We start from the raw sequence: 12,837 nt of genomic DNA on the forward strand, positions 1-12,837 counted from the left end.
GTCCTTGAGACCTCACTAACCTCTCCGGCCGATCCGGAACCCGGTCTGTCCGCCGAAGGAGTGATGTCGAAACGGGATCCAACGGTAACAATCCGGGCATGCTGTGATAGAAGGGACAGGCAGGGTGGGCTGTGAGAACGGAGCCGACGGCCGTGGGGAGACCCGAGGACCCAGACACCAGCGCGCACGAGGCCGTGTTCGGTGTCGCCGATTCCGTCGTTCTCCTCTTCGACGAGCGCGGGACGGTCGTAGGCCGCCCCTACGCCGCCGAGCGGCTGCTCGGCTACCCCGCGGCGGAGCTCGGCGGCCGCCGCGTCGGCTCGCTCCTGGCGGGCGACGAGAGCGACCGGCTCGCCGACATCCTGGCGACCGCGGAGCGTGACGGCGGCTGGTCGGGCGTCCTGCTCGCGCGTCACCGGGACGGACGTACCATCGCCGTCGACGTCACCGTCCTGCCCCTGCCGGGGGAGGCGGGACCGGCCCGCTGGCTCGTCGTCGCCGTGGGCGCGGCGCCGTCCCGGCAGTGGACCATGGGCCCCGCGCTCCTGGAGCGCATGGTCACCGAGATGCCCATCGGGCTCTGTTTCGTCGACGCCGAGCTCCGGTGCGTATGGTCGAACACCGCGCTCGAACACTTCGGTGGCGGCACGGTCGAGCAGCGGCGCGGCAAGCGCCTCGCGGAGATCCAGCCCGGGATGAACGCCGACATCGTCGAGTCGAAGATGCGCCAGGTGCTGGCGACCGGCGAACCCGTCGTCGGGTACGAGCACGTGGGCCGCACCCGTTCCCACCCCGACCGGGACCACGCCCACGCCATGTCCTTCGTCCGGCTCGACGACGACAACGGCCGTGCCCTCGGCGTCTGTTACGCCGTCGTCGACATCACCGACCGCTACCGCGCCCGGCTCCGCCTCGCCCTCATGGCCCGCGCCAGCGAACGCATCGGCCGCAGCCTGGACGTCATGGGCACCGCCCAGGACCTCGCCGACGTCGCGGTCCCCGCCCTGGCCGACTTCGTCGCCGTCGACCTCCTGGACGCCGTCCTGAGAGGCGCCGAGCCGTCCCCCGGCCCGACGGCCGCCGCCACCGCCCTGCGCCTGGTCCGAGGCGGCGCGCAGAACGTACGTACCGGTGGGGTGAAGGAGGTCCTGGAACCGGGGCAGCTGTCCGGGTACCTGCCGTCCTCACCCCAGATGGACGCCCTGGCCCACGGCCGCTCCTGGCGGGCGGCCCACCTGGACGCCCAGACACGCGAAGCGGCGATCCCGACCGCCTTGGCCGAGACGACGGCCCCGGCCGAGGCGAGCGGGGCGGCCGACGCCGTACCCCACACGGCGGTGATCGTGCCGATCCTCGCCCGGGGAGTCACCCTCGGCGTGGCCACGTTCCTGCGCACCCGGCGGGACGAGGCCTTCGACGAGGACGACCTGCGGCTCGCCGAGGAGATCGTCGCCCGCGCCGCCGTCTGCCTCGACAACGCCCGCCGCTACGCCCGCGAGCAGGCCGCCGCGCTCGTGCTCCAGCGCAGCCTGCTCCCGCACGGCGTCCCGGCGCAGGAAGCCGTCGACGCGGCCTCCTTCTACCGCCCCGCCGACGAACTGTCCGGCCTCGGCGGCGACTGGTTCGACGTCATCCCGCTGTCGGGCGCCAGGGTCGCCCTGGTCGTCGGCGAGGTCCTCGGCCACGGCATCGAGGCCGCCGCCACCATGGGCCAGCTCCGTACCGCCGTACGCACCCTCGCCGACCTGGACCTCGGGCCCGAGGAACTCCTCGCGCACCTCGACGACCTCGTCGTCCAGGTCAGCCGCGAGGGCACCGCGACGGACCTGAGCGGCGCACCCAACCCCGCGGGCGTCGGCGCCAGCTGCCTCTACGCGGTCTACGACCCGGTCAGCCTCCGCTGCGACCTGGCGAGCGCCGGCCACCCGGCACCGGCGATCCGCGCGCCCGACGGCACCGTCACCTTCCCGGAACTCCCGCCCGGACCGGCCCTCGGCATCGGCGGGCTCCCCTTCGAGTCCGTCGAACTGCCCCTCGCCGAGGGCAGCGTCCTCGCCTTCTACACCGACGGACTGATCGCCGCGCCGGGAGCGGGCCGGGCCGGACTGCGCCGGGTCCTGGAGTCCCGGGACCTGCCGCTCGACGAACTCTGCCGCAGCGTCGTCGACGAACTCGCGCCCAGCAGGCCGTACACCGACGACGCTGCCCTCCTCCTGGTCCGCACCCGCGGCCTCGCGGCCGGACAGGTCGCCTTGTGGGACCTGCCCGCCGACCCTGCCGTCGTCGCCCGCGCCCGGGTGATGGCAGCCCGCCAGCTCGCCGCCTGGGGCCTGGAGGAACTGGCCTTCACCACCGAACTCGTCGTCAGCGAACTCGTCACCAACGCCATCCGGCACGCCTCCGGACCCATCCGGCTGCGCCTCATCCTCGAACGCACCCTGATCTGCGAGGTCTTCGACGCCAGCAGCACCTCGCCGCACCTGCGCCACGCCCGCACCACCGACGAGGGCGGCCGAGGGCTCTTCCTGATCTCCCAGTTCACCCGGCGCTGGGGCACCCGCTACACCGCCGAGGGCAAGGTCATCTGGGCCGAACAGCCCCTTGAGCTGGACGAATCCGCACTCGGGGCCGCCCTGGACCCGGCCGCCTTGGAAGATCTTTAACCGATTGTCCGGTCCGGGCCGCACGTGCGAGGGTGTGCTGCCGCGCGGAAGGGCCGACGGCGTCGAGAAGGAGTTCCACCTGTGCGTACGGGCGTCGCCGACCACACCGTCGAGACGGACAAGGGCCCGGTGCGCGGCGCCGTCGCCGACGGGCTGCGGATCACGCTGGGCATTCCGTACGCGGCGCCGCCCTTCGGCGCCGGGCGCTTCCGGGCACCGCGGCCGGCGGCGGCCTGGGACGAGGTGCGGGACTGCACCCGCTTCGGCCCGGTGGCCCCGCAGTCGGCGGAACTGCCCGGATCCCCGGTCTGGAACCCGGACGACGAAGGCGTTCTCACGCTCAACGTCTGGGCACTGGAGGAGAGTTCCGGACCTCTGCCCGTTCTGTTCTGGATCCACGGAGGTGCCTACACCTTCGGTTCCTCAGCCCAGCCCGACTACGACGGCTCCGCCCTGGCCAGAGCCGGCACGGTCGTGGTGACCTGCAACTACCGCCTCGGCTTCGAGGGCTTCGGCCATGTGCCCGGCTTCCCCGACAACAGGGGACTGCTCGACCAGATCGCCGCGCTGGAGTGGGTGCGCGAGAACATCGCGGCCTTCGGCGGCGACCCGGACAACGTCACGGTGGCGGGGCAGTCCGCGGGCGGCGGCTCGATCGCCTGCCTGATGAGCGTCGCGCGAGCCGAAGGACTCTTCCACCGCGCCATCGCGCACAGCGTCCCCGACGCGTTCTTCCCGCCGGAGTTCGCCGCGCGCTTGGCCCGCGAGGTGGCCGAGGCCGCGGGCGCGGCGCCGACCGCCGAGGGCCTGCTCTCCGCGACCCCGAAGGAGCTCGTGGAGGCATCGGACCGCGTGGTGGCACGGTACGCGGGCGATCCGTCGGCCGGATTCCTCCACTACGACACCGTCCTCTACGGCCCCGTACTCGACGGTGTCCTGCTGGACCGGGACCCCCTCGAAGGCCCGCCCGTCGGCGGTCACGTCGACCTCCTCGTCTGCCACACCACCGAGGAGTACTGGCTCATGCGCCAGGTGGGAGCCATGCCGCCCGTCGCCACGGAGGACGGACTCGCCCGGTTCGCCGCCGCCTACGGCATCCCCTCCGACCTCGTCGCCGCCTACCGGACCCTCATGCCCGGAGCGCCGGTGCTCGACGTCTTCCTCGCGCTCGCGGGCGACGCGGTCTTCACCCTGCCCACCGTCCGCCTCGCCGAGGCGCACGCCCGCGCGGGTGGCGGGCGCACGTTCCTGTCGCGGTTCGACCGGCGCCGTACCCGGCCCGACGGCAGCCCGGTGCGCGCCTGGCACGCCGCTGACGTGCCCTTCGCCCTCGGCACCCTGGACGCCACGGGCGTCGACTTCCTGACCGGAGGCCCCGCCGACGCCGACGACCGTGCCCTGTCCCGCCGGATGGTCGACGCCTGGTCCGCCTTCGCCGCCACCGGCGACCCGGGCTGGGCCCCACTCGCCGGCCCCTCCGACCTCGACGTCCCGACCATCCCCACCGTGCACGTCTGGGACGTCCCCCGGGACCGCACCGAGGGCCCGATCCCCGCTCACGCGCTCTGGCGCGGCGCGCGGATGGCCCCGCCGTCGCTCCCGTGACGCGCACGGGATAATGACGGTGCAGACGCGACTCACCCCGACGCGACCCCCGTCGCGCCCCCGACGCAGGAGATGAGAACCCGATGGACGTGCGGCACTTCGAGCGGATCACCGCTTTCATCGAGGACCGTCTCCGGCCGCTGTTCGACCCCGCGAACGGCAGCGACCACGGATTCGGCATGGACGACACCTCACGCGCCCTGCGGGCCCTCCTCGGCACGGTGAAGGCCGCCGCGGCCGTCAAGGGCCTCGCCGAGCAGCGGGCGGCCGCCGACCAGGCGCTCCGCCACATCATCGACCAGGCCCTGGAGCACAACTGGGACGTCCTGCGCGGAGTCGCCCGCAACTGGGAGGACCACCCCGACTTCGCCCGTGACTTCAAGCGCCACGCCTGGGAACTCGACGAGACCCCCACCGCCACGGCCTGACACTCCTGGCACCCTGGCACTCCTGACGGGGCTTCAGCGGGCCACCGTAGCCCGGGCGATCGGCCTCCGCTCTGCACCGGTCGGGTGAGTGCGCGGCTCTGCCGACAGGCGCGGGCGCGGATCGGGTACGTATCACGGCATTGCCGTCCGCGAGCGTCGGAGGATGCCGCCCCATGCATGTCAGGAACGTCCGCCCCGGCCCGCGCGTGCTGACCGCCGCGCTCTGCGCGACCCTCGCGCTCATCGGATACCTGAAGGTGTCCGACCAATCCGCCTCCCCGGACGCGTCGAGCGGCGCCCGGGCCGCCGCCAAGAACACCGGGGCGCAGGCCCCGCCCCTCCCACCGCGCGCCCCCAAGCCGCAGGTGCCCGCCGCGCCGCCCGGGGTCGGCCCCGCGACCCTGACGCGGATCCCGGACGGCACGAGCCAGGTGTTCGTCGTGACCGGCGAGTCCCAGGACTCCACCGTGGCCACGGCCTCTCTCTACGAGCGGGACACGGCGGGGAAGTGGCGCCGTACCGGCGGGCCGTGGACCGCGCACAACGCCCTGCGCGGCTGGACCGACGACCACTGGGCCGGCGATCTGCGCTCCCCGACCGGGGTGTTCCGGCTCGGTGACGCGGGCGGAAGGCTGCCCGACCCCGGCTCGAAGCTGCCCTACGACGAGGACGAGCTGTTCGTCTCCCCGGGCGTCGGGTTCCTCGGCGAACCCCTGGAGGGCTCCTTCGACCACGTGATCGCCATCGACTACAACCGAGTCCCGGGCACCACCCCCTTGAACCAGGAGCGGCCGCAGGGCATGGAGAAGGGCGGCGGCGTCTGGGTCCACGTCGACCACGGCGGACCCACCCAGGCCTGTATCTCCCTCACCGCCGACGTCATGCGAGAGCTCCTGCTCGCCCTGGACCCGGCCAAGGAACCCGTCATCGTCATGGGACCGGCGGCCAAGATCGCGGGCTGACCGCCGGCCGCGGTGGCGTCGCTGACAGCACCGGCCGCCGCCGGTCAGCCGCTGTCAGCGCGCGGTCGGCACGCTGTCAGCGCGCCCGGGCATCGTCGTGGTCATCGAGAACGACGACACCCGATATGGAGCACACGCCATGAGCGCCAACAGCGTCGAGCAGTCCCAGGCCCAGTCCTCTTCCCCGTCCCAGCTGGCCGAGTTCGTGGAGCAGATGGGCGTCAAGCACAGCATCCCCGGTGGCATCGTGGGTGTGTGGGCCGACGGCCGGGAGGCCTTCGCGAGCCACGGCGTGACGAGCCTGGACAACCCGCTGCCGGTCGACAAGGACACGCTCTTCCAGCTGGGTTCCACGAGCAAGACCTTCACGGCGACCGCCCTGATGCGGCTGGTCGCCGACGGCCGGATCGAACTGGACGCGCCGGTGCGCCGGTACGTTCCCGAGCTCGTCCTCGCCGACGAGAAGGCCGCGGCCGAGATCACCGTCCTCAACCTGCTCAACCACACCTCGGGCCTCGACTGGAACATCATCGTCGACACCGGTGACGGCGACGACGCCCTGGCCGGCTTCGTGGCGAAGATGGCCGACCTGAAGTTCATCGGCGCGCCCGGGGAGCGCGCCTCGTACAGCCAGGCCGCGTTCAACCTGCTCGGCCGCGTCCTGGAGAACGTCACGGGGCTGACGTACGAGCGGGCCGTCGCCTCGCTCCTGTTCGAGCCGCTGGGGCTGACCGACAGCTTCTTCGGGACGGCGGAGGTCATGACCCGTCGGTTCGCCGTGGGCCACAACCCCGACGAGGACGGCGACCTGGCCGTCGCGAGGGAGTGGCGGCTCACCCGGGGCAACAACCCCGGCGGTGGTCTCGCCTCCTCGGCGACGGACGTCCTGCGCTGGGCGCGGTTCCAGATCGGCGACGGCCGTACGGAGAGCGGCGAGCGGCTGATGCCGACCGAGGTGCTGCACCGGATGCGCGAGCAGACGGTCGAGCTGCGCGGCAGCAACCTGGGCGACGGCTTCGGCATCTGCTGGTTCCTGCGCGAGGTGGACGGTGTGCGGACGATCGAGCACGGCGGTTCGACCAACGGCCAGTTCGTGGAGCTGGTGATCGTCCCCGAGCGGAACTTCGCCGTCGTCGCCATGTCCAACTCCGGCGCGGAAGGCATCCCGTTCAACCGGTCGGCCGTCCGCTGGGCCCTGGAGCACTACCTGGGCGTCGTCGACAAGGACCCGGAGCCGCTGCCGTACGACGAGGCGGGGGCGCGGGACCTCGTCGGGGCGTACGAGAACGACGGCATGATCCTCACCGTCGGCACGGACGCGGCGGGGCTGACCCTCGGGGCCGTGATCAAGCCGGAGATCCGGGCGGCGGCCGACTTCGAGATGCCCGCGGACTACGAGCCGGCCGCCATGGGGCTCCTGCCCGGCGACGGCGACGAGTTCATCGTGACCGCCGGCGGCCTCGCGGGGCAGCGGGGCTTCTTCTCCCGTGACGAGAACGGCGCGATCGCCGGAATCGACCTCGGCGGCCGGGTCTTCGGCCGGGTACCCACCGGCTCTATGTAGCGCCCGTTCCAGGCCACCGGCCTCGCCGCTCCGAAGACTTCGACGCCTTCGGACAGGCGAGGCCGGTCGCCGTGCGTCCGGTCAGCGGTGAAGCCTGTCCGGAGTGACCGGAATTCATCGCTCCCTGCCGGGATGGTGCGTCAAATCACGTCACGTACCGAAAGTATCCAGCCACCTCAGGCGCAGAATCGTCACTCTGTGGAGATCGCCGGTAACTTCATGCCGTCGCCGCCACACCAGGGGCACAAGGCCCCGACGGGACTAGCGGCCCGAAGGACATCTCTTCACTTGACGACGACAGCGACCGACAGCTTCAAGGTCCAGCCGTACACGCAGCACTGCCAAGTGATCCACACCGAAGGCGACCACGCGGTCATCGGCATCTCCCCGGGCAACGGCTACTTCTCCGCCCAGCGGGTGGCCGACCTCGCCGCCTGGGGACTCCGCGGCTTCGAACAGGTCGACCTCATCTACACCGACCTGCACGTCGCCGACATGTACGAGGCTCTCGGCTACCCGCCGGACGAAGCCCGCCGCAAAGCGGTCAAGAACCTCCGCGGCGTCCGCGCCAAGGTCAACAACGCCGTCGCCGCCATCGACCCCGGTGGTGAACGGCTCCGAGGGCGCCCCATGTCCGCGCTCCTCGACATCCCGGCCTACCGGCACCTGCGCAAACACCTGGACGATCTGCTCGCCACCGACGCCGAGTTCCTCGCCACCTGCGACCGGCTCGTCGGGGCGTTCCTCTCCTCCAAGGTCCTCGAAGGACAGACCCCCACCGCCCGCCAGCGCGAGGTCTGCCTCCAGTACATCTGCGCCGAGGCACCGCTCTTCCTGGACACCCCCGCGATCCTCGGTGTCCCCTCCTCCCTGAACTGCTACCACCAGCTCCTGCCGATGGCCGAACTCCTCTACTCCAGGGGCTCCGGACTGCGCGCCTCCCGCAACCAGGGCCACGCCATCGTCACACCCATGCTCGGAGACCACGATGACCACTGACACGCTCCTCGACTTCCCGTTCTCCGCGCGCGGCGACCGCCTGCCGCCCGAGATCGAGTCCCTGCGCGCCGAACCGGTCAAGCGGGTCCGTACGATCGCCGGCGACGAGGCATGGCTCGTCTCGTCCTACGAGCTCTGCAAGCAGGTCCTCGAAGACCCGAGGTTCTCGCTCAAGGACACCTCGGCGCCCGGCGCGCCCCGGCAGTACGCCCTGACCATCCCGCCCGAGGTGGTCAACAACATGGGCAACATCACCGGCGCCGGACTGCGCAAGGCCGTCCTCAAGGCCATCAACCCCAAGACGGACGGCCTGACCGACTGGATGCGCGGCCACGCCACCGCGCTGGTCGACGACCTCCTCGCCTACGGAGCGCCGGTCGACCTGCGCTCCCGGTTCACCAGCCCGTACGCCGAGCACCTGCACTGCCGGATCCTCGGCATCCCCGAGTCCGACGCGCCGCGCCTGGCCGCCAGCCTGGACATCGCGTTCATGAACTCGGCCTGCCCCGTCACCGGCGCCCGGCTCAACTGGGACCGTGACATCGCGTACATGGTCGAGCGGCTCGACGACCCGGCGACCACCGGGCTCATGGCCGAACTCGCGGCCCTGCGCGGGAATCCCGACTACGCCCACCTGACCGACGAGATGCTCGCCACCGTCGGCGTCACCTTCTTCGGCGCGGGCGTGATCTCCACCATGGGCTTCCTCACCATGGCCCTCTTCTCCCTGCTCCAGAACCCCGACGTCTGGGAGCGGCTGCGCAAGGAGCCGGAGCATCTGTCCTCCGCCGTGGACGAACTGCTCCGGGTCAACCTGTCCATCGCCGACGGGCTCCCGCGCCTCGCCCTCGAAGACGTCACGCTCGGGGACGTCGAGGTGCGGAAGGGAGAACTCCTCCTGGTCCTGGTGGAGGCGGCCAACACCGACCCGGCCGTCTTCCCCGACCCGCACACCGTGGACATCACCCGGCCGAACGCCGGTACCCACCTCTCCTTCGGCGGCGGCGGCCACTACTGCCCGGCCACGGCCCTCGGCAAGAAGCACACCGAGATCGCCCTGGAGGTCCTGCTCGAACGGATGCCGGACCTGCACCTCGCGGTCCCGGTCGACCAACTCGTCTGGCGGACCCGCTTCATGAAGCGCATCCCCGAACGCCTTCCGGTCGCCTGGTGACCACCGCCTGACCGGCCCGTTCCGAACCGTCGCCCCCGGCCACCCGCGGGGGGCGACGGCGTTCCCGTACCCCCGAGTAGCGCGGAGTGTGTTCGTCCGCCGTTCACCGAAGACGCGGAATCCGGACCCTCATATCACCTACACATAACGGGTCTGGACCGAAGCGAGGTCCCGAAGCGACACCCGAAGGAGCACCTGCCATGCCCTCGCCCCCCGACGTCTCCCGCCGCACTCTGCTCGGCGGCGCCGCCGGAGCGGCCGTCCTCGGCGCGCTGCCGCTCAGCGTCCGCGAGGCGCTCGCCGCCCCCGCCCGGCCCGGCCGGCTGAAGGACATCGAGCACGTCGTCGTCCTGATGCAGGAGAACCGTTCCTTCGACCACTACTTCGGCACCCTGCCCGGCGTCCGGGGACTCGGTGACCGCACCGCGATCCGCGGCGCCAACGGCCGGTCCGTCTTCCACCAGCCCGACCCCTCCCGCGCCGAAGGCTATCTGGTGCCCTTCGCGATGAACGCGGCGCACACCAACGCCTACCGCCAGGGCGCGCCCGCCTTCGGCTTCGTCGACTCCTTCCCGCTCTGGAACGACGGCCGCGCCGACGGCTTCGTCACCGGCCGCTCCAGCGGCTGGCTGGGCCACGGCTTCTACGAGCCCGCCGACATGCCGTTCTACAACGCCCTGGCCAGCACGTTCACCGTCTGCGACCAGTACCACGCCTCGGTGCAGTGCAACACCAACACCAACCGCGACCACTTCATGACGGGCACGAGCGGCGGCACCGTCGACGACACGGTCGTCTACAACAACAGCTACATACCCGGCGGTTACACCTGGACGACCTACGCCGAACGCCTGGAGAAGGCCGGGATCAGCTGGAAGACGTACCAGGCCCGGGACAACTACGACGACAACGCCCTCGCCTGGTTCAAGCCCTTCCAGCAGGCCAAGCCCGGCGAGCCGCTGTACGACAAGGGCATGGCCCGGGTCGGCGCGGCCGCCGACGAGAAGGACGGCCACAAGATGGGCGACGCGCTCGTCGAGGCCTTCCGCGCCGACATCGCCGCCGACCGGCTGCCCCAGGTCTCCTGGATCGTCGCCCCCGAAGCGCTCTCCGAGCACGCCAGCTGGCCGCCGCCGAACGGCGAGCACCTCACCGCCCGCCTCGTCGAGGCCCTCGCCGACCACCCGGACGTCTGGGCCAAGACCGTCTTCATCCTCAACTACGACGAGCACGGCGGCTTCTTCGACCACTGCATGCCCCCGGTCCCGCCGCTCTCCGCAGACCGGGGCAAGGCCACCATGTCCGTCGACGGCGAGGTCGTGGTCCGCGTCCAGAAGGCCGACGGCTCCACCGCGATGCGTGTCGTCGCCCAGGACGGCCGCTACCGCGTGAAGGCCGCCGACGGCACCCTGGAATGGTCCACGACCCTGCCCGCGGGCGAGACCCTCGTCTCCGGACCCCACGCCATGGGCCTCGGCATCCGGGTCCCGATGCTCGTCGTCTCGCCCTGGACCAGGGGAGGTGCGGTCGACTCCGCCGTCCTCGACCACACCTCCGTCATCAAGTTTCTGGAGCGCCGCTTCGGCGTCCACGAGCCGCAGATCAGCGAGTGGCGACGGGCCGTCACCGGCGACCTGACCTCCGTCTTCGACTTCTCCGGCGAGGAGATCGACTGGCCCGAACTCCCCGACACCAGCGGCAACGTGGCCAAGGGCCAGGCCGCCGCCGGGAAGCCGTCGATCGCCGTGCCCTCCCCGCAGTTCTTCCCGAAGCAGCAGCGCGGCACCCGGCCCGCCCGGCCCGTGCCGTACGCCCTCTCCCTCCGCTCCCGGCTCCGCGACGGCCGGATCGAACTGGACTTCCGCAACAAGGGCCGCCAGGCCGCCGTCTTCCAGGTCTACCCCGAGCCCGGCACCCGGCCCGACCACTACACCGTCGGCGCCCGTTCCGAGCTCTCCGGCAGCCGCCCCGCCGCCGACGGCTACGACCTGCGCGTCCACGGCCCCAACGGCTACCTCTGGCACCTGCGCGGCGCCGCCGACGACGCGCTGGAGGTCCGCCTCTCCGAGGACCACGACGACCGCCGCCCCGAGATCGAGATCGAGATCAAGAACCGGGGCCGCCGCGCCCGCACCGTCCTCGTCGGCGACCTCGCGTACGGCGGCGGAGTCAAGGAGGTCCGCGTGGGCGCCCGCGACGACCGCACCGTGACCGTGCGCGTGCCCGCCGCACGCTGGTACGACATCGCCGTGAGCGCCGCCGACGACCCGCTCTACCTGCGCCGCTTCGCCGGACGGTTCGCCGACCGCCAGGCCGGTGTCACCGACCCCGCGATGGGGCTGCCCGACGCCCTGGCCGTCGAGGTCACCACGGCCGCCGGGGACGAACCCGTCGTCGCAGGCGGCGGCACGGCCCGCTTCACGGCAACGGTCACCAACCGAGGACCCGTCGAACTCCACGACGTCCGGGCCCGGTTCGCCGCACCGGCCGGCTGGACGGTCAAGGCCGTCGCCGACACCCCGCCGCAGACCCTGGCGCCCGGCTCCTCATCCACCGCGAGCTGGGACGTCACCGCCCCCGCCGACGCCGAGCCGTACGGCGCGGCCCGGCTGCTCGCCGTCGCCCGGGCCCGCGCCGCCGACGGACTGCGCCTCGCCGACGGCGAGATCCAGGCCCGGATCGCCCCCGCCATGACCGGCCACCTGCTCGGTGAGGACTTCCAGTCGCTCGCCGGCAAGCTCGTCAAGCGCGGCCAGGTGCTCGGCTGGACGGCGACCGCACCCGAGGGCTGGTCGGTCGTCAACGCCGCCGCGATGCCGCAGGGCACACCCATGTTCCAGGGCTGGACCTTCCACACCCGGCGCGCCTGGTCGGGCGGCGCCCAGAACCGCCCGAACTTCACCCGGGGCCTGGGCGTCGTCGCCGTCGCCGACCCGGACGACTGGGACGACACCGGAGCGCCCGCGGCCAAGGGCCGGTTCGACTCGACCCTCGTCTCCCCGGCCGTCCCCGTCCCGGCCGGCACCACCACGCTGCGGCTCGACCTCGACTCGCACTACCGCCAGGAGGGCAACCAGAAGGCCGAGGTCCGCGCCGTCTTCGACACCGGCCAGGAGCAGGTCCTCCTGAGCTACGGCCCCGGCTCACCGGACGCGGAGAACACGGCCGTCTCCAAGGAATTCACCGTCCCGGCGGGCGCCAGGACGGTGACCCTCCGCTTCCGGATGTACGACGCCGGAAACAACTGGTACTGGGCGGTGGACCACATCCGCCTCGGCTGAGACGGCACGACCGCCCAGGCTCAGCGGCGGGGACGCAGATCCGCGGCGGGGGTCCCGCGGGGGGTGAGGGCGGGCGAAGGCGGGGCCCCGGGCCAGAATTACCCCCCCCCGGCGACGTCCGGCGGCGCGGCGGGCCCGGCGTGGGGGCGCGCGTGTCGGCC

At 72.3% G+C, this 12,837-nt stretch carries 8 protein-coding genes; all 8 read left to right on the plus strand.

The annotated features are described in order from the left end of the window. Positions 1-152 precede the first annotated feature (152 nt). Positions 153-2,663, plus strand: a complete 2,511-nt coding sequence (locus ACFWRO_RS28380) for a SpoIIE family protein phosphatase (RefSeq protein WP_384514696.1) — start codon at positions 153-155, stop codon at positions 2,661-2,663. Positions 2,664-2,744: 81 nt separating this feature from the next. Next, the gene (locus tag ACFWRO_RS28385; protein WP_384514699.1) at positions 2,745-4,268 is read left to right on the plus strand and encodes a carboxylesterase/lipase family protein; all 1,524 of its coding nucleotides are present in this window, start codon (positions 2,745-2,747) and stop codon (positions 4,266-4,268) included. Between the two features lie 83 nt (positions 4,269-4,351). Next, positions 4,352-4,696: a hypothetical protein gene (locus tag ACFWRO_RS28390; protein WP_384514702.1), complete on the plus strand. Its 345-nt coding sequence runs from the start codon at positions 4,352-4,354 to the stop codon at positions 4,694-4,696. 173 nt (positions 4,697-4,869) lie between these two features. Then, on the plus strand, positions 4,870-5,658 hold the full coding sequence (locus tag ACFWRO_RS28395) for a hypothetical protein (RefSeq protein WP_384514705.1): 789 nt from the start codon (positions 4,870-4,872) through the stop codon (positions 5,656-5,658). Between the two features lie 139 nt (positions 5,659-5,797). After that, on the plus strand, positions 5,798-7,222 hold the full coding sequence (locus ACFWRO_RS28400) for a serine hydrolase domain-containing protein (RefSeq protein ID WP_384514708.1): 1,425 nt from the start codon (positions 5,798-5,800) through the stop codon (positions 7,220-7,222). Between the two features lie 288 nt (positions 7,223-7,510). Then, positions 7,511-8,221 (plus strand): tRNA-dependent cyclodipeptide synthase, encoded by a 711-nt coding sequence (locus ACFWRO_RS28405; protein ID WP_384514711.1) that lies wholly within the window; start codon positions 7,511-7,513, stop codon positions 8,219-8,221. Then, positions 8,211-9,395, plus strand: coding sequence for a cytochrome P450 (locus ACFWRO_RS28410; protein ID WP_384514714.1), 1,185 nt, complete (start codon positions 8,211-8,213; stop codon positions 9,393-9,395). The genes ACFWRO_RS28405 and ACFWRO_RS28410 overlap by 11 nt, the downstream gene beginning before the upstream one ends. A 200-nt stretch (positions 9,396-9,595) precedes the next feature. Continuing rightward, positions 9,596-12,676 carry a phosphocholine-specific phospholipase C gene (locus tag ACFWRO_RS28415; RefSeq protein WP_384514717.1) on the plus strand — a complete coding sequence of 1,027 codons (3,081 nt, stop codon included), beginning with the start codon at positions 9,596-9,598 and terminating at the stop codon, positions 12,674-12,676. Positions 12,677-12,837 lie beyond the last annotated feature (161 nt).

The organism is Streptomyces sp. NPDC058579 (genome assembly GCF_042718575.1).
Taxonomy (GTDB): domain Bacteria; phylum Actinomycetota; class Actinomycetes; order Streptomycetales; family Streptomycetaceae; genus Streptomyces.

What these genes read in the sequence shown, in the direction of transcription:
- ACFWRO_RS28395 (WP_384514705.1), top strand. Translation starts at nt 4,870, where the DNA reads ATGCATGTCAGGAACGTCCGCCCCGGCCCGCGCGTGCTGACCGCCGCG.
- ACFWRO_RS28410 (WP_384514714.1), top strand. Translation starts at nt 8,211, where the DNA reads ATGACCACTGACACGCTCCTCGACTTCCCGTTCTCCGCGCGCGGCGAC.
- ACFWRO_RS28400 (WP_384514708.1), top strand. Translation starts at nt 5,798, where the DNA reads ATGAGCGCCAACAGCGTCGAGCAGTCCCAGGCCCAGTCCTCTTCCCCG.
- ACFWRO_RS28390 (WP_384514702.1), top strand. Translation starts at nt 4,352, where the DNA reads ATGGACGTGCGGCACTTCGAGCGGATCACCGCTTTCATCGAGGACCGT.
- ACFWRO_RS28415 (WP_384514717.1), top strand. Translation starts at nt 9,596, where the DNA reads ATGCCCTCGCCCCCCGACGTCTCCCGCCGCACTCTGCTCGGCGGCGCC.